The 24,646-nt window shown below is 61.7% G+C and carries 22 protein-coding genes; 4 read left to right on the top strand and 18 right to left on the bottom strand.

Annotated features, from left to right (window positions below; all coding sequences use genetic code 11):
- Positions 1-40 precede the first annotated feature (40 nt).
- A complete protein-coding gene (leuC, locus tag EI293_RS06515; protein ID WP_125436353.1) occupies positions 41-1,432 on the bottom strand; it encodes a 3-isopropylmalate dehydratase large subunit in 1,392 nt (463 codons plus the stop codon).
- A gap of 199 nt (positions 1,433-1,631) precedes the next feature.
- Positions 1,632-2,798 (bottom strand): 2-isopropylmalate synthase, encoded by a 1,167-nt coding sequence (locus EI293_RS06520; protein ID WP_125436354.1) that lies wholly within the window; start codon positions 2,796-2,798, stop codon positions 1,632-1,634.
- Between the two features lie 278 nt (positions 2,799-3,076).
- Here EI293_RS06520 and EI293_RS06525 point away from each other — a divergent pair, with 278 nt between their 5' ends.
- Complete coding sequence (locus tag EI293_RS06525) at positions 3,077-3,562, top strand: hypothetical protein (RefSeq protein ID WP_125436355.1); 486 nt, start codon at positions 3,077-3,079, stop codon at positions 3,560-3,562.
- A 7-nt stretch (positions 3,563-3,569) separates the two neighbouring features.
- Here EI293_RS06525 and ilvA read toward each other — a convergent pair whose 3' ends face one another.
- From ilvA to EI293_RS06560, 7 genes are all read right to left on the bottom strand, one after another.
- The gene (ilvA, locus tag EI293_RS06530; RefSeq protein WP_125436356.1) at positions 3,570-4,838 is read right to left on the bottom strand and encodes a threonine ammonia-lyase IlvA; all 1,269 of its coding nucleotides are present in this window, start codon (positions 4,836-4,838) and stop codon (positions 3,570-3,572) included.
- A gap of 130 nt (positions 4,839-4,968) precedes the next feature.
- Positions 4,969-6,063, bottom strand: coding sequence for a ketol-acid reductoisomerase (ilvC, locus tag EI293_RS06535; protein WP_125436357.1), 1,095 nt, complete (start codon positions 6,061-6,063; stop codon positions 4,969-4,971).
- A gap of 144 nt (positions 6,064-6,207) precedes the next feature.
- Positions 6,208-6,813, bottom strand: a complete 606-nt coding sequence (gene ilvN, locus EI293_RS06540) for an acetolactate synthase small subunit (RefSeq protein ID WP_125436358.1) — start codon at positions 6,811-6,813, stop codon at positions 6,208-6,210.
- Between the two features lie 112 nt (positions 6,814-6,925).
- Entirely contained in the window at positions 6,926-8,671 is a 1,746-nt protein-coding gene (gene ilvB, locus EI293_RS06545) for a biosynthetic-type acetolactate synthase large subunit (RefSeq protein WP_125436359.1), read from the bottom strand.
- Entirely contained in the window at positions 8,628-10,355 is a 1,728-nt protein-coding gene (ilvD, locus tag EI293_RS06550; protein WP_125436360.1) for a dihydroxy-acid dehydratase, read from the bottom strand. Before ilvD ends, ilvB begins: the two co-directional genes overlap by 44 nt.
- A gap of 281 nt (positions 10,356-10,636) precedes the next feature.
- Positions 10,637-11,524 (bottom strand): branched-chain amino acid transaminase, encoded by an 888-nt coding sequence (locus EI293_RS06555; RefSeq protein WP_125436361.1) that lies wholly within the window; start codon positions 11,522-11,524, stop codon positions 10,637-10,639.
- A gap of 116 nt (positions 11,525-11,640) precedes the next feature.
- Entirely contained in the window at positions 11,641-11,835 is a 195-nt protein-coding gene (locus tag EI293_RS06560; protein WP_125436362.1) for a hypothetical protein, read from the bottom strand.
- Between the two features lie 147 nt (positions 11,836-11,982).
- On the opposite strand from EI293_RS06560, the gene EI293_RS06565 reads away from it, so the two are divergent.
- Entirely contained in the window at positions 11,983-13,527 is a 1,545-nt protein-coding gene (locus EI293_RS06565) for a hypothetical protein (RefSeq protein ID WP_125436363.1), read from the top strand.
- A 216-nt stretch (positions 13,528-13,743) separates the two neighbouring features.
- Here EI293_RS06565 and EI293_RS06570 read toward each other — a convergent pair whose 3' ends face one another.
- Both EI293_RS06570 and EI293_RS06575 read right to left on the bottom strand, forming a co-directional pair.
- Entirely contained in the window at positions 13,744-14,580 is an 837-nt protein-coding gene (locus EI293_RS06570; RefSeq protein ID WP_211339508.1) for a hypothetical protein, read from the bottom strand.
- A 12-nt stretch (positions 14,581-14,592) separates the two neighbouring features.
- Positions 14,593-15,054 (bottom strand): ABA4-like family protein, encoded by a 462-nt coding sequence (locus EI293_RS06575; RefSeq protein WP_125436365.1) that lies wholly within the window; start codon positions 15,052-15,054, stop codon positions 14,593-14,595.
- Positions 15,055-15,222: 168 nt separating this feature from the next.
- Between EI293_RS06575 and EI293_RS06580 the strand changes: the two genes are divergently transcribed.
- Positions 15,223-15,903 (top strand): hypothetical protein, encoded by a 681-nt coding sequence (locus EI293_RS06580; RefSeq protein ID WP_125436366.1) that lies wholly within the window; start codon positions 15,223-15,225, stop codon positions 15,901-15,903.
- 164 nt (positions 15,904-16,067) lie between these two features.
- Here EI293_RS06580 and EI293_RS06585 read toward each other — a convergent pair whose 3' ends face one another.
- From EI293_RS06585 to EI293_RS06595, 3 genes are all read right to left on the bottom strand, one after another.
- Positions 16,068-16,502, bottom strand: coding sequence for a hypothetical protein (locus EI293_RS06585; RefSeq protein WP_125436367.1), 435 nt, complete (start codon positions 16,500-16,502; stop codon positions 16,068-16,070).
- A gap of 81 nt (positions 16,503-16,583) precedes the next feature.
- On the bottom strand, positions 16,584-18,746 hold the full coding sequence (locus tag EI293_RS06590) for a dipeptidyl-peptidase 3 family protein (protein ID WP_125436368.1): 2,163 nt from the start codon (positions 18,744-18,746) through the stop codon (positions 16,584-16,586).
- 73 nt (positions 18,747-18,819) lie between these two features.
- A complete protein-coding gene (locus EI293_RS06595; RefSeq protein ID WP_125436369.1) occupies positions 18,820-19,950 on the bottom strand; it encodes an AMP-binding protein in 1,131 nt (376 codons plus the stop codon).
- A gap of 147 nt (positions 19,951-20,097) precedes the next feature.
- Here EI293_RS06595 and EI293_RS06600 point away from each other — a divergent pair, with 147 nt between their 5' ends.
- Positions 20,098-20,316, top strand: coding sequence for a hypothetical protein (locus EI293_RS06600; RefSeq protein WP_125436370.1), 219 nt, complete (start codon positions 20,098-20,100; stop codon positions 20,314-20,316).
- Positions 20,317-20,378: 62 nt separating this feature from the next.
- Here EI293_RS06600 and EI293_RS06605 read toward each other — a convergent pair whose 3' ends face one another.
- The 4 genes from EI293_RS06605 to menD all read right to left on the bottom strand — a co-directional run bounded on the left by EI293_RS06605 (position 20,379) and on the right by menD (position 24,601).
- The gene (locus EI293_RS06605; RefSeq protein WP_170170281.1) at positions 20,379-20,897 is read right to left on the bottom strand and encodes a DUF1266 domain-containing protein; all 519 of its coding nucleotides are present in this window, start codon (positions 20,895-20,897) and stop codon (positions 20,379-20,381) included.
- Between the two features lie 355 nt (positions 20,898-21,252).
- Positions 21,253-21,612, bottom strand: a complete 360-nt coding sequence (locus EI293_RS06610; protein WP_125436372.1) for a DUF6370 family protein — start codon at positions 21,610-21,612, stop codon at positions 21,253-21,255.
- Between the two features lie 129 nt (positions 21,613-21,741).
- A complete protein-coding gene (gene menB, locus EI293_RS06615; protein WP_125436373.1) occupies positions 21,742-22,566 on the bottom strand; it encodes a 1,4-dihydroxy-2-naphthoyl-CoA synthase in 825 nt (274 codons plus the stop codon).
- A gap of 115 nt (positions 22,567-22,681) precedes the next feature.
- Entirely contained in the window at positions 22,682-24,601 is a 1,920-nt protein-coding gene (menD, locus tag EI293_RS06620; RefSeq protein WP_125436374.1) for a 2-succinyl-5-enolpyruvyl-6-hydroxy-3-cyclohexene-1-carboxylic-acid synthase, read from the bottom strand.
- Positions 24,602-24,646 lie beyond the last annotated feature (45 nt).

Here is a 24,646-nt window from a genome sequence, read left to right on the forward strand (position 1 = left end):
TTCCGAGCGCAGCCGAGGAATGACGGGCTTTTTCTGTTGCTCAGACGTACTCGGCCACGTCCACCAGCCGGCCTTCCACGGCCGTGATGGCGGCTACCAGCGGCGAGGCCAGCAGGGTGCGGGCGCCGGGACCCTGGCGGCCTTCGAAGTTGCGGTTGGAGGTAGACACACAGTAGGCCCCGGCCGGAATCTTGTCCTCGTTCATGGCCAGGCAGGCGCTGCAGCCCGGTTCGCGCAGCTCGAAGCCGGCGGCGGCCAGCACCTGGTCGAGGCCCTCAGCAATGGCCTGCCGGGCCACCTGCTGGGAGCCGGGCACGATGATGGCCTCCACGTGGGCGGCCTTGTGCTTGCCCCGCACGTAGGCCGCCACCGTGCGCAAATCCTCGATGCGGGAGTTGGTGCAGCTGCCGATGAATACGTGGCTGATTTCCTTGCCCAGCAACGACTCGCCCGCCGCAAAGCCCATGTACCGCAACGACTTCTCGAAGCTCGGAGCCTCTGCCGCCTCGGGCAGGGCCGGAATGCTGGCGGCCAACGGCATGCCCATGCCGGGGTTGGTGCCGAAGGTTATCATCGGGCTGATGGCCGCCGCGTCGAAGTGCAACTCCGCGTCGAACTGCGCATCTTCGTCGGAGAACAGGGTTTGCCAGTAGGCTACAGCCCGGTCCCAAGCCTCGCCCTGCGGCGCGAAGGGGCGGCCGTGCAGGTACTGGAACGTAGTGGCATCGGGGGCAATGAGGCCACCGCGCGCGCCCATTTCGATGCTCATGTTGCACACCGTCATGCGGCCCTCTATGCTCAGGCTACGGATGGCGCTGCCGGCGTACTCCACGAAGTAGCCGGTGGCCCCGCCCGTACCCAGTTGGGCAATGATGTGCAGAATAATATCCTTGGCCGATACGCCCGGCTGCAATTCCCCGTCCACGGTAATGCGCATGCGCCGGGGCTTATCCAGCAGCAGGCATTGCGAGGCCATTACCTGCGTCACCTGGCTGGTACCGATGCCGAACGCAATGGTGCCAAACGCGCCGTGGGTGGACGTATGCGAGTCGCCGCAGACGATGGTAAGGCCCGGCTGCGTGAGGCCCAGCTCCGGCCCGATGACGTGCACAATGCCCTGGTAGGGGTGGCCCAGGCCGAATAGCTCTACGCCGTGGCGGGCGCAGTTTTCGGTGAGCTTATCCACCTGGGAGCGGCTGAGCGGGTCCTGAATCGGCTGGTCCTGGTGACGGGTGGGTACGTTGTGGTCGGCGGTAGCCAGGATCTGGCCGGGGCGGCGCAGCGTCAGGCCCCGGGCCGTCAGCTCGTCAAAGGCCTGGGGACTGGTCACCTCGTGAATCAGGTGCCGGTCGATGTAAAACACCGACAGCCCGCCGGCCACCTCGCGCACCACGTGCGCATCCCAGATTTTATCAAATAAGGTGTGGGGCATGAGAGAGGGGTGGGGTGGTTAGGATAGGAGTAAAGGCACTGATCTGTCTCGTGCGCTGACGTTGGGTGTAGAGACGCAATATTTTGCGTCTCCTCGTTGCTGACGTTGTTATATTTAGTGTATCCAAGTTGTTCATTACCTGGTCGTTCAACGACGAGACGCAAAATATTGCGTCTCTACAGCTCATCAGGAGGGGGAATCACCCCGCCGTTACCAGTTGTTGCTGCTCCACCATCACGCGCAAATCCTCGTCCACGACCTCCTTTTGACGGTCGGCCAGGACGAGGAAATGGGTGTAGGCTTTGTTGAGGGCCACGCGGTCGAAGTCGTAGCCGATTTTCTGGAGGCGGTAGGCCAACGCGGCGCGGCCCGAGCGGGCGGTGAGCACAATGCTGGAATCGGGCATGCCCACCTCGCGCGGGTCGATGATTTCGTAGGTTTCGCGGTGCTTAATCACGCCGTCCTGGTGAATGCCGCTGGAGTGGGCAAAGGCGTTGGCCCCCACAATGGCCTTGTTGGGCTGCACCGGCATGCTCATCAGGTGCGACACCATAGCCGAGGTTTCGGCCAGCAGCTTGGTGTTGATGCCGGTGCTGAAGTTGAGGTAGGGGTGCTGGCGGAGCACCATCACGGCTTCTTCGAGGGCCGTGTTGCCGGCCCGCTCGCCCACCCCGTTGATGGTGCATTCTACCTGCCGGGCGCCGCCCAACACGCCCGCAATGGAGTTGGCCGTGGCCATGCCCAAATCGTTGTGGCAGTGGGTGGAGAGGCGGACCCGCTCAATGCCGCGCACGTTATCCACGAGGTACTTGATTTTGGCGCCGTACTCGGCCGGGAGGCAGTAGCCGGTGGTGTCGGGGATGTTGAGCACGGTGGCCCCGGCCCGGATGGCGGCCTCGCACACGCGGGCCAGAAACTCGTTGTCGGTGCGGCCGGCGTCCTCGGTATAAAACTCCACGTCCTCCACAAACGACTTGGCCAGCTTCACGGCCGCCACCGCCCGCTCCAGCACCTGCTCGGGCGTGCTCAGCAGCTTGTACCGAATGTGCGACTCCGAAGTGCCAATACCCGTGTGAATGCGCGGGTAACGGGCCGCTTTCAGGGCCTCGGCCGCCGTGCGAATGTCGTTTTCCACGGCCCGGGAAAGGCCGCAGACGGTGGCCTCGCGGGTCTGGGCCGCAATGGCCGCCACCGCCGCGAAGTCGCCGGGACTGGAAACCGGGAAGCCGGCCTCAATCACGTCCACGCCGAGTAGCTCCAGCTGCCGGGCAATGAGCAGTTTCTCGTCCCGGTTCAGTTTGCAGCCGGGCACTTGCTCCCCGTCGCGCAGGGTAGTATCGAAGATGTGGACTTTCTCGGTAGACATGGGGCAATGACTTCGTGGCAGAAGGAAAGCCCCAAGTACACCCCCAGCCCCGGCCCCCCGAAACCGGTTTTCGGCACGCCTACTATTTCAAAAAGTTGCTAATGTGGCTGTAAGTTGCTGATTTAAAGAAAATTGAATGGTTATTGCTTACGAGGGCCAATACCATTCAGATAAAGGTCACATGCAGTTCTGTGAACGGTGGGTGTAGTCTTCGTTACTAGAGTTATCTTTGAATAGAAATTAATTGCACTCATTGAGTGACTATAACTGCGTTGATAATGACACTGAAAGAGTTTGTGCTGAAAGAGGATAATCATTTTGTTGCTATGGAATATTATAATCTAATCATGAATAGAACATTCTTAGTGCTTGTGACTCATGAGAAGTTAATTGCGCTAAAAGTAAATGGTATGGTTAGTATAGAAAGTGGTGGAAATATTCTCGCAAATGAGATGGTCAAATCATTAGTTGTTAGAGGTGATTTATCAAATCCATACTCATATGTAAAGGAAAAATATATTAGAGATATAGAAAATACAGATTTTCTGAGTGATGAAGTATTGAATAAGCATAAAGGTAGCTTCGTAATTTCAAGAAATGATATCAAATCTGCTTGGCATAATTCGAATAAAAAATGGGGAATGGGATACTATCCTCATGATGGAAGAGTCTATGTTGAAACGGCTCAAGGGGAAAAGAAGGAGCTGATAATATTGGGCAATCAATCGGGAGAAGAAATAGTGAATATGATTTATAAAAAATAGTTACACTTTACACTAGCAAACTCAGAAAATCCTGCTTCCCGTTTAAATATTCGTACGAAAACCCCTCGGCCACCATGCGCTGCTGGATTTCGGCAATGTCGTGGGGGCGCTGCACTTCCAGGCCGACGAAAACGGGGCCTTTTTCCTTGTTGTTCTTCTTGATGTACTGAAACTGGATGATGTCGTCGTCCTCGCGCAGCACGTGGTTCACGAAGCGGCGCAGGGCTCCGGGCTTCTGGTTGAAGGTGACCAGGAAATAGTGCTTGCGGCCCTGGTGGCGCAAAGCCCGCTCCTTGATGTCCTCCATGCGGGTGATGTCGTTGTTGGAGCCGCTGAGGATGCACACCACCGTTTTGCCCCGGATCTGGGCGGCGTACTGGTGCAGCACCGAGAGGCTGAGTGTGCCGGCCGGCTCCAGCACAATGCCCTCCTCATTGTACATGCGCAGCAGGTCCTCGCATACCTGGCCCTCGGGCACCAGCGCCACCTCATCCAGCAGCTCCCGACAGATGGTAAACGTCAGCTCGCCGGGGCACTTCACCGCCGCCCCGTCCACGAAGCTCTCGATGTGCTCCAGCGGCTGGCGCGTGCCCGTCTGGATGGCGCGGTGCATGGAGGGCGCGCCCAGGGGCTGCACGCCTACCAGCCGGGTGGCGGGGCTGAGCTGCCGGAACACGCTGCTCACGCCCGCCGCCAGCCCCCCGCCCCCGATGGGCATAAACACGAAGTCGATGGGAGCGGGGGCGTCGCGCAAAATTTCCAGGCCCACGGTTGCCTGCCCGGCCACCACGGCCGCATCGTCGAACGGGTGCACGTACACGCCCTGGCGCTGCTGGCAAAACTCCTGCGCCGCCCTCGACGAATCATCGAACGTGGCCCCGGTGAGCACAATTTCCACCTGGTCGCGCCCGAACAGGCGCACCTTGTCTACCTTCTGGGCGGGGGTGGCGGCGGGCATGAAGATGTAGCCGCGCCGACCCAGCAGTTGGCAGGCGTAGGCCACGCCCTGGGCGTGGTTGCCGGCCGAAGCGCACACCACCGGCCGGGTGGCCTCATCGGCCGGCAGCCCCGCCATCTTGTTGTACGCCCCCCGAATCTTGTAGGAACGCACCACCTGCAAATCCTCGCGCTTCAGGTAAATATCGGCCCCAAAGGTGGCTGAAAGCCCTAGATTGTGCTGGAGCAGTGTGGGGTAGATGACGCCCTGCAGCGTACGGGCTGCCTGTTCCACCAGTGGCAGTGGCAAGGCGGCGGTGAGGGTGGCGGGTTCGTGCATGCAGCGGAAATATAGCTGTCATCCTGAGCGGAGCGAAGGACCTTACCACACAGGAACGATAATCGTAACCACGACTCGTTCTCACGTAATAAGGTCCTTCGCTCCGCTCAGGATGACAGGAGGTTACGTTCTAATTGCCGTCGGCTGTGAGGGCGTAGCTTTCTTCTTTTTCCACTTTCTCGGCAGCTCTGGAGCGTAGCTCGCGCACGGTGGCGCCGGTCTGCCACAGCTCCGAGTCGCGCACTTCCTTCAGCTCGGCTTCCAGCTCCTGGCGGTAGCCGGGCGTGGAGCCGCGCTGGATGGTGCGGGCGGCTTCCTGGCCCGAGGCCACGCTGTCGTAGAGCTCGTTGAGCACGGGTAGGGTGGCTTCGCGGAAGCGGCCTTTCCAGTCGAGGGCGCCGCGCTGGGCCGTTACGGAGCAGTTGCTGAACATCCAATCCATGCCGTTTTCGCCCACCAGCGGCACCAGGCTCTGGGTGAGTTCCTCCACAGTTTCGTTGAAGGCCTCGGAGGGCGAGTGGCCGCGCTGGCGCAGCACCTGGTACTGGGCCTCAATGATGCCGGCCAGGGCACCCATCAGCACGCCCCGCTCGCCGGTGAGGTCGGAGTACACTTCCTTGCGGAAATCGGTTTCGAACAGGTAGCCCGAGCCCACCCCGATGCCCAAAGCCACCGCCTTCTCGTAGGCATGGCCGGTGGCATCCTGGTACACGGCAAACGACGAATTCAGGCCGCCCCCGGCCACAAACAGCCGGCGCAGACTAGTACCGCTGCCCTTGGGCGCTACCAGCACCACGTCCACGTCGGCGGGCGGAATGATGTGGGTCTGGTCGTTGAAGGTGATGCCGAAGCCGTGGGAGAAGTAGAGGGTTTTGCCGGCCGTGAGGTGCTTTTTGAGCGTGGGCCACACGGCAATCTGGCCGGCATCGGAGAGTAGATTGGCCAGGATGGTGCCCCGCGCGGCTGCTTCTTCCAGGTCGAACAAGGTTTCGCCGGGCACCCAGCCATCGGCCTCGGCCTTGCGCCACGAAGCCGAATCCTGGCGCTGCCCGATGATAACGCGGAAGCCGTTGTCGCGCAGGTTCAGGGCCTGGCCGGGGCCCTGCACGCCGTAGCCCAGCACGGCAATAGTATCGTCCTGCAGAATGGCCCGGGCTTTTTCCAGCGGGAATTCCTCGCGGGTTACTACGTTTTCTTCTACGCCGCCAAAGTTGATGGTTGCCATGTTGGTTGGTGGTTTATGGTGATTTGTTTACGGTTTTTGGTGGGTGGCTCCCACCCCCGGCCCCTCCCCTCCGGGATAGGGGTGCGTTCTGAAATATCTTGCGTCTGGCACCCCTCTCCCGGAGGGGAGGGGCCGGGGGTGGGGTTACATCGAAAACACCTTGTCGCGGCGGCCCAGGAACTCGTTTTCGCTGACTTCCGCGCCGGGCTCCCGACGCTCGAACTCGCGGAGCTTGTGGTGAAACCCCTGGCTGTCCTTGATGATGGCAATGCGGGCCGAGCGCACGAACTCGATGAGGCCGTAGGGGTGCAGCACGGCCAGCAGCTTGTCGGTTTCCTCGCGGTGACCGGTGGTTTCAAACACCGTGTAATCCTTGCGGATGACCACCACGCGGGCCCCGTGCTCCCGAAGCAGCCGCTCCACTACGGCACGCTCGGCAATAATGTCGGTGGGGACTTTGTAGAGGGCCATTTCCTGCCAGATAACCTCCTCGTTGGGGTTGAAGTACACTTTCAGTACTTCCACCTGCTTTTCCATTTGACGGGCAATCTTGCGGACCACATCCTCGGTTTCCACCACCACCATGTTGAAGCGGTGAATCCCCTCAATCTCCGACGGGGAGGTATTCAGGCTCTCCACGTTGATTTTGCGGCGGGAGAAGATAATGGCAATTCGGTTCAGCAGCCCCACTTGGTTCTCGGTATAGGCCGTGATGTTGTATTCCTGGCGGTCATTGGGTTGCTGCGTCATTGCTGTCGTGTGCTGTAGAGACGCAATATTTTGCGTCTCCTCATTGCTGATGTTGGGTAGCTGACCTACCCGATTCCGGCTGTTCAACGACGAGACGCAAAATGTTGCGTCTCTACTTCAGCCTGATTTCGCCTACGCCGCAGCCCTGGGGTACCATCGGGAAAATGTTGTTTTCGCGGGTCACGCGTACTTCCAGCAGGAAGGAGCCAGGGTGCGCCAGCAGCTGGCGCAGGGCCGGCTGCAGGTCGGGGCGGTGCTCGACGCGGCGGGCGGCAATGCCGTAGCCGTTGGCTACCGTCACGTAGTCGGGGCTGGCAATGTCCACGCAGGAGTAGCGCCGCTCGTGAAACAGCTCCTGCCACTGCCGCACCATGCCCAGGAACTGGTTGTTGAGCAGCAGAATCTTTACCTGGATGCCGGTTTGCATGATGGTGCCCAGCTCCTGAATCGTCATCTGAATGCCCCCGTCGCCGATAACGGCCACCACGGTGCGCGCCGGGGCCCCGTACTTGGCCCCGATGGCGGCCGGCAGCGCAAAGCCCATGGTACCCAGCCCGCCGCTGGTAATGCTCAGGCGCGGGTGGTTGAGGCGGGCGTACCGGCAGGCTACCATCTGGTGCTGCCCCACATCCGTCACGATGATGGCCTCGCCCTGGGTCAGCTGGTTGAGCTGGTGGATGACCTCGCCCATGGTCAGCTCGTCCTGGGTCGGGAACAGCTCATCCTGAATCACGGCGGCCACTTCCTCGGCGTCATGGTCGCGGAAGCGTTGACGCCACTCGGGGTGCTGACGGGCGGCTACCAGCTGCGTGAGTAGGGGCAGGGTTTCTTTGCAGTCGCCCCACACCGGCACGGTGGCCGTTACGTTCTTGTCGATTTCGGTGGGGTCGATGTCAAGGTGAATCACCTGGGCCTGGCGGGCGTACTTGTCGAGGCGGCCCGTCACCCGGTCGTCGAAGCGCATACCGATGGCAATGAGCACGTCGCACTCGTTGGTAAGGACGTTGGGGCCATAGTTGCCGTGCATGCCCAGCATGCCCACGTTCAGCGGGTGGTCGGTGGGCAGCGCCCCGGCGCCCAGAATCGTCCAAGCCGCCGGAATGCCGCTTTTCTCCACCAGCGCCCGGAATTCGGCCTCGGCCCGGCCCAGCAGCACGCCCTGCCCCCAGAGAATAAGGGGCCGCTCGGCGCGGTTGATGAGCTCAGCGGCCTGCTGCACGTACTCGGGGCGCACCACGGGCCGGGGCCGGTAGCTGCGAATGTAGGTGCAGGGCACGTAGGCGGCGTGTTCGAACAGCTGCAGCTGGGCATTTTTGGTAATGTCGAGCAGTACCGGGCCGGGCCGGCCGCTGCGGGCAATGTAGAAGGCCTTAGCCAGCGCGGCGGGCAGGTCGCGGGCGTCCGTTATCTGGTGGTTCCACTTGGTAACGGGCGTGGTGATGTTGAGAATGTCAGTTTCCTGGAAGGCATCGGTGCCCAGCAGATGCGCAAACACTTGGCCCGTGATGCAGACCAGCGGGGTGGAGTCAATCTGGGCGTCGGCCAGGCCGGTGACGAGGTTGGTGGCGCCGGGGCCGCTGGTGGCAAACACCACGCCCACCCGCCCCGAGGCGCGGGCGTAGCCCTGGGCGGCGTGAATGCCGCCCTGCTCGTGGCGCACCAGCACGTGGTTCAACTGCTCCTGAAAGTCGTACAGGGCATCGTAAATGGGGATGATGGCCCCGCCAGGGTAGCCGAAAATCGTGTCAACGCCCTCGGCCACCAGACCCTGAAGCAACGCCACGGCTCCGGACACCGGTGACGCGGCCGGGGCCTCAGCGGAGGCCGGCGCGGACTGAAGCTGTGGGTTCGGGAACATGGCTGTCGTCGGCTAAGTCGGTGATGCAGCCGTGGCTGGCATTGCTCACGGTGCGGATGTATTTCAGCAGCACGCCCTGGCTGACCGGGGGCGCGGGCTGCTGCCACTGCTGGCGGCGCAGGGCCAGCAGCTCGTCGCTCAGCTCCACGTCGATGGTGTTGGCGGCGGCGTCCAGCGTAATCCAGTCGCCGTTTTCCACCAGGGCCAGTGGGCCGCCGTCGTAGGCTTCGGGACAGACGTGGCCGATGACGAAGCCGTGGGTGCCGCCCGAAAAGCGGCCGTCGGTTAGCAGCGCTACCTTGTCGCCCAGCCCGGCCCCGATGATGGCCGACGTGGGCTTGAGCATTTCGGGCATACCCGGCCCGCCCTTGGGCCCCACGTACCGAATGACCACCACGTGGCCCGGCTGAATCAGGCCTTGGGTAATGCCCTCATTCAGCTCCTGCTCGGAGTTGAACACAATTGCTGGCCCCGCAAACCGAGTGCCTTCCTTGCCGGTGATTTTGGCTACCGCGCCCTGGGGAGCCAGGTTACCGTACAGAATCTGAATGTGGCCATCGGCCTTGATAGGGTGGCTGGCCGGCCGTAGCACATCCTGCTCGGGCCCCAGCGGAGCCACGTCGGCCAGATTTTCGGCCAGGGTGCGGCCCGTTACGGTCAGCAAATTTCCGTGCAGCAGGCCGGCGTTGAGCAAGGTTTTGAGCACGGCCGGCACCCCGCCCCGGGCCGATAGGTCCTCCATCAGGTACCGGCCGCTGGGCTTGAGGTCGGCCAATACAGGTGTCCGGTCGCTCACGGCCTGGAAATCTGCCAGCGTGAGCCGCACGCCGGCGGCGTGAGCAATGGCAATCAGGTGCAGCACGGCGTTGGTGGAGCCGCCCAGCACGGTGGTCACCACCAGGGCGTTTTCGAAGGCCTCGCGCACCAGAATGTCGCGGGGCTTGAGGTCGAGCTCCAGCAGGCGGCGCAGGTAGGTGCCGGTGTTCAGACATTCGGCGTGCTTCTCGGCACTTTCGGCCGGCGCCGAGGAGGAGGACGGCACGCTCAGGCCCAGGGTTTCGATGGCGGCAGCCATGGTATTGGCCGTGTACATACCCCCGCAGGCTCCCGGCCCCGGGCAGGCATTGTGAATGATGCCCCGGTAATCTTCCTCCGAAATCTGCCCCTGTAATTTCTGCCCGTAGGCTTCAAAACACGACACGATGTTGAGCTGCTGCCCCTTGAACGTGCCGCCCCGGATGGTGCCGCCGTACACCATCAGGCTGGGGCGGTTGAGGCGGGCCATGGCAATCAGGGCCCCGGGCATGTTTTTGTCGCAGCCCACCACGCAGGCCAGGGCGTCGTAGTTGTGGGCCCCGGCCATGGCTTCAATGGAATCGGCAATGATTTCCCTCGACACGAGGGAGTAGCGCATGCCCGGCGTGCCATTGGTGATGCCATCCGAAATGCCAATGGTGTTAAAGCGTAGCCCCACCAGCCCCTGCTGCTGCACGCCCACCTTCACCTCGTCGGCCAGCTGGTTGAGGTGCATGTTGCAGGTGTTGCCCTCGAAGCCTGTGGAGCAGATGCCCACGAACGGCTTGCGCAAATCGGCATCCGTCAGCCCCGAGCCAATCAGCATGGCCTGCGAAGCCGGCAAACTGTCGTCCTGGGTATAGATGCGGCTGTATTTGTTCAGGGCCATGATTGTAGAGTTTAAGGCCTGGTGTGTAGTATGCAGGCGGAAAAAGAACGTCATGCTGAGCCTGCCGAAGCATCTCTGCCGCTTCGTTCGGGTTGCCTCACCCCCCCGGCCCCCTCTCTAGGGGGAGAGGGGGAGCCTGACGATTGGTGGGGGAGGCTGCCATGTTGGTGGTTGTAGAGACGCGATACTTCGCGTCTCGTCGTTGCTGAGGTTGTGGCGTTGGGGTTGACTTACTGTGCAGCCGTTGTTGTTCTGACGCCGAGACGCGAAGTGTCGCGTCTCTACAGCGCCACGCTTACCGACTGCCCCGTTACCAGCGCGTGGTAGTGTTGGGCCAGCATGCCGCCGATGGTTTGCTGGAAGGGGCGCTCGAACACCACCTCATCCACGGAGGCAATGCCGATGACCTCGGCGGCAGTGCCAGTCATGAAGGCGGCCTCGGCGGTGCGCAGCTCTTCGGGGCCGAAAAACTGCTCCGTCACGGTTATGCCGGCCTCGCGGGCCAGGTCGATGATGGTGTTGCGGGTAATGCCGCGCAGGATGCTGCCGGCCGGAGGCGTAACCAGTTCCCCGTCGCGCTCAAAGAAAAAGTTGGCCCCGGGCCCTTCGGCTACGTTGCCGTGCATATCCAGCAGCAGGGCCTCGTCGTAGCCCCGGCCTTTGGCCTCGGTGCTGGCAATGATGGAATTCACGTAGTGCCCCGCCACCTTGGCCTCGATGGGCACGGCCTTGGGGTTGGGCCGCTCGTAGGGCGAAATGGTGAGGCGCAGGCTTTGGTCGCCGAGGTACTTGCCCCATTCCCACACGGCCAGCAGCACGTTGCTGGTGCTGGCCGCCTTCAGACTCATGTTAGGCGCGCCGGCAAACACCAGCGGCCGAATGTAGGCGTCGGTCAGGTTGTTGCGCGTCAGTACCTCGTAGCTCAGGCGCGTAAGTTCCTCCACCGAATACGCCAGCGGCAGGCCAATGGCCCGGCAGGAGTAGTGCAGCCGCTCAAAGTGTTCCTCGGCCTTGAAAATTCGCGTGCCGACGGGAGTATTGTAGGCCCGAATCCCTTCAAACACGGCGTAGCCGTAGTGCAACGATTGGGCATACACGCCGCAGGTAGCCTGTGCGGCCGGAACAAATTCGCCATCCAGGAAGGCAACGGTATCAGCGGAATAATACATGAGCAACGAAAGCGGGAGTAAGAACGAAGCACCATAAAGCCAGTCGGGCGGGGGAAGTCAGGACCGGCTGGCGGCCCTGCTTTTGCCCCCGCTGTCCGCCCGGCCGCCTGCCGGAGTTAGCGGAGCAGGAAGGGAAAGGAGGTGCCCGGTAGTAGTCGGGCGAGGCCTTGGTTTGGTTCTATTCGGGCCAGGGCGAAGCGGCCGTGCACGGCGCAGCCCGCCGGGGCCGCGCTCAGCATGGTGGCGCGCCAGCCGGCTTGAGCGAGAGTAGAAAATAGTGCGGCCCAGGAAGTGGAGAATTGCGCTGACATGGCATCTTTACGGCTGAATGATGCGTGCAAGTACCGCTGTCCGGCAAGCAGGCTAAAACTTTTTTCCAGCAAGCTTACTATTTCTAAAAAACGATTATTTGCAAATAACTATCTGATATACAGAATTTTGATTTTTGAACTTGTACAATGCCCAACGAAAGCACTGACCCGGTTTTCCAGCTGATTAAGTCACTGACCCGCACCGAAAAGCGGCACTTCCGCCTGTTTGCCAACCGCCAGGGCTCCACCGAGGGCCTGAAGTTTCTGCAGCTCTTCGACGCCCTCGACGGGCAGGAACGCTACGATGAGGAGCGGATGCTGGCCCAGGTGCCGGCCATCAAAAAAATGCAAGTAGCCAACCTCAAGGCGAATCTGTACCGGCAGCTGCTCTCCAGTTTGCGCATGTACCACGCCGGGCACAACCTCGATATTCAGCTGCACGAACAGCTGGATTACGCCCGCGTGCTCTACAACCGGGGCCTCTACCAGCACAGCCTGCGCATGCTGGATAAGGTGAAAGCCGTGGCACTGCAGGCCGAAATGCGCCATATTGTGCTGCTGGCCCTGGAGTTTGAAAAGTTGATTGAGGGCCAGTACATCACGCGCAGTATCCGGGGCCGGGCCCGGCAGCTCTCCGATGAGGCCACCGATACCGTGGCGCACGTAGGCCGGGAGCATGAGCTGTCGAACCTGGCGCTGCGCATGTACGGCCGCTACCTCAAGATCGGGCATACCCGCAACCAGCAGGACTACGAGAAGATAACGGCCTATTTCCGGCAGGATCTGCCGCCGCTGGACCCGCGCCAGGCCAGCTTTTTTGAGCAGCTATACTATTACCAGGCCCACGTCTGGTACTACACCATTACCCAGAACTTCCGGCAGTGCTACCGCTACGCCCAAAAGTGGGTGGACCTGTTTGAGCACAACGACCTGATGCGCGAGCAGCAGCCCATGCTCTATATCAAAGGCCTGCATAATGTGCTCATTACCACGTATAACATGCTCTATGGCAGCCGGTTTTCGCAGGTGCTGGAGCAGGTGGAAACCTACGCCGCCGACCCTGACCGGCGTACCAATCCCAACATTGAGGCCCTGCTATTCCTCTACATCTACACCAACCGGCTCAACGGCTACTTCATGCGCGGCGAGTTTACGGCCGGTCTGCAGATAGTGCCCGAGCTACTGGAAAATCTGGACCGGTTCCGCATGCAGCTGGATCTGCACCGCCGTCTGGTATTCTACTACAAAATTGCCAGCCTGTACTTTGGCAGCGGCAACCCGGGCAAGGCCATTGAGTACCTGGAAAAAGTCATCCAGTTCAAGGAAGCCAGCCTGCGCGAAGATATTCAGTGCTTCGCCCGCATCCTCAACCTGATTGCCCACTACGAAGCCGGCCGCGACGAAGCCCTGGAATACCAGATCCGTTCCGTATACCGTTTTCTGGGCAAGATGAACGACCAGCAGCAGATGCAGGAGGCCATTTTTCGGTTCTTGCGCAACCTGGGCGGCGTGGCTCCCTCGCAGCTGAAGGACGCCTTCATCACGCTGAAAGACCAGCTGATCCGCATTGCCGAAAACCCCTACGAGCGGCGCCCGTTCCTCTACCTCGACATCATTTCCTGGCTGGAAAGTAAAATCGAAAACGTGCCCGTACAGGAAATCATCCGCCGCAAATTCAGCCGGTTGAAGTGAGGTGGTGAAATTGTGAAGTAGTGAGGTTGTGAAATGGTGAAATTGTAAGAACGTCATGCTGAGCTTGCCGAAGCATCTCGCGTGCTGACGTTGCAATGGTAAAGCCAACGAAGCGGTAGAGATGCTTCGGCAAGCTCAGCATGACGGTTAGTTTGGCAACATCAGCACGCGAGATTCCTCGCTCGCTCGGAATGACGTTCTTTCAATTTCACCACCTCACCACCTTACCACCGGCACCCCGCGCATGGCCTGGAGGAACAGCGCGGCTACGGCGGCTACGTACACGGCGGCTCCCAGCCAGGTAAGCGCGCCGGCGTGGCGGGGCTGCCAGCGGCTGAGCGCCCAGCCCAGCAGCGGCAGGGCCTGCAACGCGTGCATGCCCAGGAAGTGGGCCAGGCGTAGGTCGCCGGCCCGGGTACTCCAGCCGAGGCCGGGCAGGCCGGGGCCGCCGTCGGGAGCCCCCACGGTGTGCTGGCCCAGCCGGATCATGACGCCCCCCAGCACCGAGCCCACCAGAAACACCAGCAGCCCCAGCCGCACGCCCCACACGTAGCCCGCCGGGCCGTGGGGCTGGTAGTGCCACACCAAATACACGGCCCAGATGGTAGCCAGGGTGTTAACCAGGATAAACAAGCCCATTAGCCCGAATACCAGCCCGTCGAAGGCAGTGGCACCGTTGTAGTGCGAGGTGGTGCCCCGGGCCGCCTGGGTGCAGATGCAGGCCATTTCCACCACCATGCTCAGGGCCGCGGCGGTACTGACGAGGCGCACGGCCCCCGCGGCCGGGGCCGGCAGATCGGCCAATAGCCAGGCCAGCGTCCAGAGGTAGAGCAGACCGGAGAGGGCAAACTTGGCCGGCTTCATCCACACGGGCAGGCCGGTGACGAGGCGCTGATCCAGCAGCAGCCCTGCCAGGGCCAGCAGCAGCAGCGCTACGTGCACCCAACCGGCCCAGGCCAGCACGGGGTTGGCGCGGTGCAGCACGCGCATCCAGGTAGAAACGGACAGAAATGCCGCCGTAGCGGCCGGGGACAGAGGGAGGGCAGCCATCATGATAAGGAAGCGTTAAGCAGGAAGAACCGAAACAGAAACCGCGGCCTCGCGACCGTAAAACCGCCGTGCCAGCGCGTAGAGCAGCAACCCCACCGGCCCGAACAGAAACGTGAGCAGCAGACAGGGCACCAGCAACAGGTGAGGTACGCCGCGCCGCCGGGCATCCCGGCTTTCCCAGATGCCCAGGCACAGATCAAAACACAGGTAATGCACCCAGCCGGCCAGCAGGGCCCAGGGGTTGCGGAACAGCGCGGACACATCGGCGAGGGTACTGAAGCCACCTTCCTGGGCGTGGGCTCCCAGGTAGTGGCTACCGATGAGCAACGCGTAGCAGCCAGCCAGCACCAGTGTCAGCGCACCGCTGAGCACCAGCCCTTGGGTTACGCGCCAGCGCGGAGCCAGTACCAGCAGGGCCCAGCCCAACAAAGCCACCGGGTTGGCGAGGGAAAACAGAAAGTCAGGAGTCAGCGACATGAGCAGCACAATTGGTTTGGTGCTGTAAACATGCACGAAACCACAGAATTGGCCCGCGCAAAACCCGGTGAAGCGCCGTGCTGGGAAGCTGAAGCGGCGGGCCGATAGGGGCGAAACAACAACTACTGCCGCGCCTGCCCGTACCTTTGGGCCGTGGAAGCTGCTTGTTTGCGTACTGTACTGGTTGGAGGTGGGCTGTTGCTGGCCCCGATTGTAGCCCAGGCCGGCCCCCTGCCGGCCGTAGCCGAGGATACTACTTTCGTGCGCCAGTCGCACCGGCGGGCCGTGTTTCAGTTCGACCAGCGCTTTTCCATTCTCAATGGCAAAGTGGTGGGCATCAATGGGGTGAAGGGCGGCATTGAGTGGCGCGGGCGGTGGCGGGCCGGCCTGGGCGTGTACCGCCTCTCGGGCGGCGTACCTACCCGCGTGACCCAACCCGTGGGCACCCCCGCCGGCACCCGCGACGAGGTGCGGTTCCGCTACCTGGCCGGCTACGGCGAGTACGTGTTCATCGGGAACCCGCGTTGGGAGCTGAGTTTACCGCTGCAGGTCGGCATCGGGAATTACTACACCAAGTACACCTTCCCCGACGGTGGCGTACAGCGAACCAACAACCAGATTCTGTATTTAGTAGAGCCCTCCATTGCGGCGCACTACCGCGTATTCCGGTGGGTGGGCATTGGGGCGGGCACGGGGTACCGGCAGGTGTTCGCCTCCGGCGAGCTACCCGAAGACCAGATCAGCGGCTACATCTTCTTCGGCCGCGTTAAGCTCTTCCTCGGCGACTTCATCAAAGTAGTACGCGGCCACGAGCGGCTGTTCTCCCAGAAAGGGCTGGAGCGGAAGTAAAGTCAATGACCCACCTGTCATCCTGAGCGGAGCGAAGGATCTTACTACGCTTGAACGATTGTCATAACAACGGCTCGTGCTTACGTGATAAGATCCTTCGCTCCGCTCAGGATGACAGGTGGGGCATTGACTTTTTACTTTACAACTTCGGCTTCAAACAAATGCTACCGGGGGCTGGCCACGCCTTTGGCCGACAGCGGCCGGCGCAGCACGTAGCGGCGCACGTACTCATTGGGCTGGCCGGCGTTGTAGTTGATGGGCTGCTCCAGAATCTGCACGATTTCCCAGCCCCGGCTACCCATGTAGTTGATGGCGCTGATGGTGGTGGCGAATACCTGAATCTTGCCGGCCTCGCGCACTACCTGCTCCGAGCCGCCCAGCTTCTCGTAGCCGTAGCCGAAGTCCACGTATATGTCGCCGGATTTCTCTTTTTCGGGCTTGCCCACGTTCACGAAGCCCGTGCGCATCAGTTCACAGAACTCATAGCGAACCGGCTCGGGCTGCACCGGGCGCGGAGCCGGGGTCGATTGGGCGCGGGCCTGGGTGGCGCCGCCCGCCAGCGTGGCGGCCAGCAGTAAAGTGGAGAAGATCTGTTTCATGGTGGTGAATGGTTGGGGCGAAAAGTGCGCAAAAAAAGCGGGTTGCAAGCTCGGCGGCAGCTGAGCCTACAACCCGCCGGCTTAGTTGAAGTTGGGCAGCAGGCGATATTTGCGGCCGTAATCCAGCATCTGTTGGGAGAAATCGGTCGGGTATTCCACCTTCACATCCGTGATTTTGCCGTCCTTGACCACGGGCACCAGCCGGGGCTGGATGAAGCCGGCGTAGGGCGCAATGTTGAGCTTCTGGTAACGGGCCAGCACTTCTTTGTGCAGCACGGGGTCCACCTTCACGCCGTAGGTTTCGATGAGGGCCTTACCGGCGGCGTAGTCGCCCTCGCTGGTAATGCGCTGCAACTCCCGCAGCAGCTGCCCGAACAGGCCGCGCAGCTTCTCGTAGTCGTTCACCCGGAAATAGGTGTTACCCTCGCGCGTCACGCGCTCAATCACCTTGTCCTTCTGGCCCTTCTCGAAGGCCCATTTGGCCACCATCTGGCGGTTGCGCATGTGGGCTTCCTCCACGGTTTCGCCCAGCTTGAGGCGCACCAGCTGGGTCAGCAGGCCGTTGCGGATGTAGCTGTCGTACTCGGCCCGGGCCACCTCGCCGCCGGCCGGCAGCACACCTAATTGGGCCAGCTTGGCATCGGGGAGGTAGTACAGGGCCACCAGGTCGGCGCGGGCTTCTTCCAGGGCCGAGGCGTAGCTTTTCAGGGTTTCCTTGGGCGTGCCCACGCCCTTGTTGAGTTGGCCCGAAGCGTGCCCGATGACCTCGTGCATATCGGTGTGGAGCTTGCCGGCCAGGGCCGCGTACTGGCGGGCGCGCTGCTTCTCGGCGTCGTTGAAGGCAAACTCGTCCAGCATCCCGCCCGCGTCGGCGGCACTGTAGGCATCCACAATGTTGCCCAGGTTCACCGATTTCGAGCCGTGCTCCTTCCGGATCCAGCTGGCGTTGGGTAGGTTGATGCCGATGGGCGTGCTCGGGGCCGCGTCGCCGGCCTCTACCACGGTGGTAATCACCTTAGCCGTAATGCCGATGACGTTTTTCTTCCGGTGCTCGGGCTTGATGGGGGAGTTGTCCTCAAACCACTGGGCCTCGTCGCCGATGGCCTTGATGCGCTTGGTGGCTTCCACATCCTTGAACGACACCACCGACTCGTAGCTGGCGCGGTAGCCCAGCGGGTCGCCGTACACCTCAATAAAGCCGTTTACCACGTCGGTAAGGCTCTGGGTATCGTGTACCCAGGCCACGTTGTACTCGTCCCACTTGCGCAGGTCGCCGGAGTGGTAAAACTGCACCAGCTTCTGCAGGGCCAGTTTCTGCTCGGGATTCTCGGCCACGGTAATGGCCTTTTCCAGCCAGAACACTACCTGCGTCAGGGCCTTGTCGTACATGCCTTCGGTCATCCACTTGCGCTCCTGCACGCGGCCCTGGCGGTCTTTCACCAGCTTGGAGTTCAGGCCGTAGGATACCGGCTGCGGGTCCTTGGGGTTGATTTTCTTCTTGTAGAACGCCTCTACCTCGGCCTGGGTCAGGCCCTCGTAGAAGTTGCTAGCGGAAGTTTTTACTAAGTCCTTGCCAGCCTCTTGGTTTACGCGCTTGGGCGCCACGTTCGGGTCGAACAGAATGGGCGTCATGGTGGCTAGAAACTTCGTCACCGATTCGCCCGGCTCCAAAGGCAGCTGCTTGGAGTCGGTGGCGAAAATCAGCTCCTTAAAGTAGGCTGGCGTGCACTCGGGCACAAACTTGCGGGTGCTGTAGTGGTGGTGAATGCCGTTGCTGAACCACACCCGCTTAGTGTAGGTGGCAAACCGGGTGGCCTGGTCAATCTGCTGCTGGTTGGTGCTGGCGGTGCGGCGTTCCTCGTTGGCTTTCCACACGGCGTCCAGCGTGCGGCGTACTCGTAGGTTATGCTTGTAGTTCTGGTCGTAAATAATGTCGCGCCCGCTCAGGGCCGCCTCGTAGAGGTAGTACAGCAGTTCTTTCTGCTGGGGCTCCAGCGCCTCAAAGCCCGGTACCTGGTAGCGCAGAATCCGCAGGTCGGCAAACTGCTCGGTCACTACCTGAAACGGCGGGGTGGGCGGGGTAACGGGCGCGGCTGGAGTAGTTGGGGTAGCTGGTTGCTGCGCGGCCTCGGGGGTAGTGGTGCTAACGGCCTCGGGGGCGGTGGTGCGGGTAGTGCTGGCGCAGCCGCCGCTCAATTGGGAAACAACCAACAGGGCCGCCGCTGATAAACGGGTACGATTCATGAAAGCAGAGCAAGGGGGAGAACTTGCACAAATCAACGGATAATTTCACATACCGAAGAGAATGGGTGAAATGTCATCCATTCACCCTCCGCAAGGTAGCGGGACGATCAAGCTTGCCTGAGGCGGTGGTGCGGAACTCGGGCACGAAGACGAGGGCGCGGGGCACTTCGTACTTGTCCAGGCGCTGGCTGAGCAGGGTTTGCAGGTGTTCCTGTTGGGTGATAGTCAGTTTGGGCCCTTCCAGAAAAGCCGTGACCTGCTCGCCCAGACGCTTGTCGGGGCGGCCGGCCACAAAGGCCCGGCGGCTCAGGTTCAGTTCAGTGAGGGCTACTTCCAGCACCTGTTCCACCTTTTCGGCCTGCACCTTCACGCCGCCCGTGTTTATCACGAAATCCACCCGGCCCAGCCACTCGAAGCTGCGGCCGTCCTCGGCCAGCGTAATCCGGTCGTTGGTGGTGATGAGCTGGTTTTCGGTCACGTCGGCGCGCACCGTGAGGCAACCGCGCGCGTCCTGCGCTACCGTAATGCCAGGTAGCACCTGGTACGTATGCTGCACCGTGGGGCCGTTGAGGCGGCGCAGGGCAATGTGAGAGGCCGTTTCCGTCATGCCATACGTCACGTACACCGGCACCCGCAGCTGCTGAATCTCCTTTTCCAGACTACGTTCCACGGCCGCGCCGCCCACCAGGATACCCTTCATGCGGTTCAGACGCGAGACGTGTCCGGCGGCCAGCACGGCCCGTACTTGCAGGGGCACAAAGGAGGTAAAATCGAAGTCGACGGCCTCCAGCACCAGGGCCAGCGGGTCGGCTTGGGGCTCCACGATGGTCAGGTGCATGCGCCGCTCCAGGCCGCGCACCAGCATCATCAGGCCGCCCACAAACTCGCAGTTCAGGCACACCAGCATCCGGTCGCCGGGGCCCAGGTCGAAGTAGTCGCCGGTGCGGCGGGCCGAGGCTTCCAGCTGCCGCCGTTTCAGCTGGATCAGCTGGGGCTGGCCGGTGGAGCCGGAGGTACGCAGCCCGAATTCCTGGGCCCCGTTCAACCACTGGCGCACGAAATCCAGCACCCGGGCCTCGTAGCCGTTCAGATCCTGAGGGGCGCGGGCGGGGTACTGCTGAATATCGGCGTAGCGGAATTCGCGGCCGTTGAGCAGCAGAGAATCGGGCAGGAGCAGGTCGGCGGAAGCAGCGGGGTCAGGCATAGGAAAGCGGGAAAGAGCAACGATTTGACAGCAAGAACCGCAACTGCCTACGAATCTCCCGGCGGCCGAGGTGGAAAAATCTGCTCGGCCTTGACATTGAGGGGATTAAATCGGTAACTTCCCAGAACACACCAACTCCCTCTGGCCATGAACGTCTCAGCCCCCAGCCCCTTTGCCGGCTTCAAAACCTGCATCTTCCGCCGCTACCTCACGTTCCGGCAGCAGGTGGTAGCCTCGCCTGCCCATGAGACCCTGGAAGCTGCCCGCCGCGCCCGCAAGCAGCGCAAGAAACTAGCGAAGGACGAGCGGCTGCGCAACTTCTTCGGGTGGTGCGCCGGCTGCGAGGCCTATGGGTCGATATTTTAAAACGGCTGGGGCCGGATAGTTGACAAGCTCATCGGAGGGGGCAGCGCGCGGGCGCCAGGCTACTACCGGAGCGGGTAATCGTGCCAGGCCACGTACCGCCACGGGCTGTCCGGCGACTTTACTAAGTACGCAACTATTTCTGCCAGGTCGCCGTGCGATTCACTCTCGGGTGACCACATCAGGCGGCCGGCCAGAAAGCTGGCGGCAAAGCTTTCCCACGAATCGAAGTCGCGCAAAGCCAGGCGGGTGGCGGCATCAATGAATGGCCAGGCCTGCTCCCAGGAGATATAGCCGTAATCGTAGGACCAGCGGGCCACGCATACTGAGCGGACATAATCCCAGGCCGCAATATTTTCAACCGTGCGCACAGCGGGTAAGGGGTGGGATTCAAACTGTCGATGCCAATGCAATGACTGCTGTTTGAGTTGAGCCTGGAATTTTTGGCGGTGGCCTTCCTGCTTCAGCCAGTTGAGAATACTGAGGGCCTGCTCGGTATCAGTAACTCCCCACCATTCTGCCATAGACGCCTTACGCTCAGCAAGCTCAGCCGGCTTGAGCTGGGCAAGGAGCGAAATGGGCACATCGGACCAAAAAAACAGCGGTAGCCCGCCTGCCATTCCCCTGATTTCGGTAGGAGTCAGGAGTTTGGTAGGAGCCGTAAGATCGTAGAAGCCCAGGTCGCGGGCTCCGTATATCCGTAGATTCGTTTTTTCGAGTGCTGCCGCCTGCCTACGCGCCGGGTTCAGGTCAAGGAGAAAATCGATAACGCGCTTCATACAATGATGGGGGTGAGTAGGGGTAGCATAGAAACTCCGCCGTGCTGGCTCCGCGCACTGGCGCCATACGCAGAAGCGGTAATACTACGAAAACAAAAAGACCGGCCTACGTAGGCCGGTCTGCGTGGATAGCTAGGCGGGGTGCGAAAAAGCTGCGTGGTTATTTGACTGCTGTAGGTTCAGGAAGGAGCCGAAAATAAGAGGCTACGAACCGGTTGTTCACTACCTGGCCCTGTACTTCGGCCCGCCGGACAGCCTGGCAGAAGCCGTCCTTGGCGTGGGCGTCGCCGTGGGAATCGATGGTGGTACCGTCCACGAAATAGGCGTGGCCGCCGAAGCGCACGGCCAAGTCGCAGCTTTTGCCGGGCAGCCCCAGGCGGCACTGGCCACAGGAAGCTTCTACCACCTGCACGGGTTTGGCCGGATCGAGAACGGCTGGCGCTACGGTGGCTGGCGCGGCCGACTGTGCCCGGGCCGCGGAGAAAGCAAAAAAAGCGAGCAGCAGCAGCAACAGTTTCATAGGAGAGCGGCAATAAAGTAAGGAGAATCCGGCCGCAAGGTAAGACCAAACGAACAACCCACCGTACGCAAAACAGCCCGCCCCAAAGCCGGAGCGGGCTGTTTTCATTATCAAAATGCAGCCGTAGCGTTACGGGAACTTGGGATACTTCGAGAAGTCGGGCTGGCGCTTCTCCACGAAGGCGTTACGGCCCTCTTTGGCTTCCTCCGAGAGGTAATAGAGCAGCGTGGCGTTGCCGGCCAGCTCCTGAATCCCGGCCTGTCCGTCGAGTTCGGCATTGAAGCTGGATTTGAGCATGCGCAGCGCCAGCGGGCTTTTCTGCAGGATTTTGTGGCACCAGGCCACGGTGGTTTCTTCCAGCTTGTCCAGCGGCACTACTTTGTTCACGAGGCCCATATCGAGGGCTTCCTGCGCATCGTACTGGTCGCAGAGGAACCAGATTTCGCGGGCCTTCTTCTGGCCCACTACGCGAGCGAGGTAAGAAGCGCCGAAGCCGCCATCAAACGAACCCACATTCGGGCCGGTCTGGCCGAAGCGGGCGTTATCGGCGGCAATGCTCAGGTCGCAGACTACGTGTAGCACGTGGCCGCCCCCGATGGCCCAACCGGCCACCATGGCTACCACCGGCTTCGGGATGGAGCGGATGATTTTCTGGAGCTCCAGCACGTTCAGGCGGGGCACGGTGTCCTCGCCCACGTAGCCGCCGTGGCCGCGTACGCTCTGGTCGCCGCCCGAGCAGAACGCCTTACCACCCTCACCGGTGAGGATGATAACGCCGATGTCGGTGCGGTCCTGGCAGATGCGCATGGCCTCAATCATCTCCTGCACCGTGAGGGGCGTGAAGGCGTTGTGCACCTGCGGGCGGTTGATGCTGATTTTGGCGATGCCGCCGTGCTGGGTGAAGAGGATTTCGCGGAACTCCTTAATCGGAGTCCAGGTAAGTTGGTCTGACATAGAATGAACGGGTTTCTGCGCCTTCTGCGAAAACACTGCGCCCTCTGCGGGCTAAAAGACGTAACAACGACATAGCCCGCAGAGGGCGCAGTGTTTTCGCAGAAGGCGCGGTGGGCTAGTGTGAAAAAGAAGTGCGGACCAGGGCCCGGTAGTGTTCAAAGAATTCGGCGTTGGTGGGGCTGTCGGTGGTGATTTCCAGCAGCGCCGCGCCGGTTTCGGCTGCAAAGAAAACCGGTAGCGCCGACTCTAGTTCAGCAAATGTGGAAACAGCGAAGTAGCGCAGCCCAAAATCCCGGGCCGTATTCTCGGCGCGCAGCGGCTGCCGCGTCTCGAAGAACTCCTCCAGCTCCGGCTGCTGGCGCGGCCCGTCAATCAGCCGGAAAATGCCGCCGGCGTGGTTGTTGAGCAGCACCACGCGCAGGTTGGGCGTGGGGTAGTTGTGCCAGAAAGCGTTGCGGTCATAGAAAAAAGCCACGTCGCCGGTAAGCAACACCACGGGCCGTTCGGGGCGGGCCAGGGCCGCGCCCACGGCCGTGCTGGTGCAGCCATCAATGCCGCTGGTGCCCCGGTTGGCAAACACTTCTACCGTGCGGCCGGCTGGCACGCCCAGAATGTTGGCGTAGCGCACGGCCATGCTGTTGGCCAGGTGCAGGGCCGCGCCATCGGGCAGGTGCTGCAACGCCTGGTAAATGGCCGTAAACTCGTTGAAGGGCTGCGTGGGCTGCTGCATAAACTCCTGCAGAAACCCGTTAGCCCAGTTTTCAGCGGCCAGCCAGGGCTTGAGGTAAGCGGCTTTTGCCGTAGCTTCGGTATTGGTAAGCTGGGCGGTGCTGGGCCAAGTCAGGCGGGGCGTACCGGATGCTACGCGGGTAGCATCCGCCCGGGCAATAATGGATGGCTCGAAGGGTTCGAATCCCTGCGGCTCCACGGAATCTGTGGGACCAACTGGAATCGAACCAGCAATTAGTTGTGAAGTAGAGGTAGGCGCACCCACGCTCAACTCGTCAAAGAAACCAGCCGGTTCCATCCGCACAATCTTGGTCAGGGACTGAAACGTATCGGCTACGGCGCCGGCGGCCTGAATGTGCCAGTGCTGGGCTGGCTGAGCATTGCGCAGGTAGAGCTTCAGGGCTTTGGAAATCAACGACTGGCCGAAAGTGATGAGCAACTCCGGCTTCAGGGCTTCTTTCAGGCCCGGCTCCGGCACGGCCATAAACACATCCTGGCGGCCCAGGGGGCGGTTGCGCTGGTCGTAGCTGGCGGCGGCGGGCAGGTGCAGGTTGGCAATCAGGTCGCTCACCACCGGCACTTGGTAGGCGGCGGCAAACCGGCGCACCGCCAGTAGCAAAGCCGCATCGTAGTGGTGCTGGCCCGCCACCACCAGCACCCGGCTGGTGCTGCGGATGGCATCCTGCAACTCCTGCAGAACGGCGGCCGACAGCTGGGGGCGGCCGGGTAGCTCCCGGGTTACGCGCACCGGGCCAAACTGCAGCTCCTCGCCCTGCTTGGGGTAGAAAGGCTCCCGCAGCGGTACGTTTACTTGCACGGGTCCGGCCGGAAATTGCTCGGCCAGTCCAACGGCTTCCGACACCAGCCGCGTAGCGTGCCACTGCGCATCGGGGTGGGAGGTATCGGTGGGGAAGGTGAACGAGCCTTTGGCGTGGGCCCCGTACAAATCAGCCTGCCGGATGGTCTGGCCATCGAGCTGGTCGATCCACTCCGGAGGGCGGTCGGCCGTGAAAACTACCAGCGGAATCTGCTGAAAATAGGCTTCTGCTACGGCCGGGGCATAGTTCAGCCCGGCCGTACCGGAGGTGCACACCAGCGCCACCGCTCGGCGCTGGGTCTGGGCCAGTCCCAGGCCAATGAAAGCCGCCGCGCGCTCATCGGGCACGGTGCGCACCGTAATGGCCGGGTGGCGGGCAAAGGCAATGGTGAGGGGCGCGCAGCGGGAGCCCGGCGAGAGTACCACGTCGGTAATGCCCAGCTGGGCGCAGATTTCGGGGATATTGTGAACAGCTTGGAGAGAGGCCATAGGGGAGAAAGGAGCACGAAGCCAAAGCCGGATACGTTGGAACGG

The sequence above is a fragment of the Hymenobacter perfusus genome (genome assembly GCF_003944765.1).
In the GTDB taxonomy this organism is placed as follows: Bacteria; Bacteroidota; Bacteroidia; order Cytophagales; family Hymenobacteraceae; genus Hymenobacter; species Hymenobacter perfusus.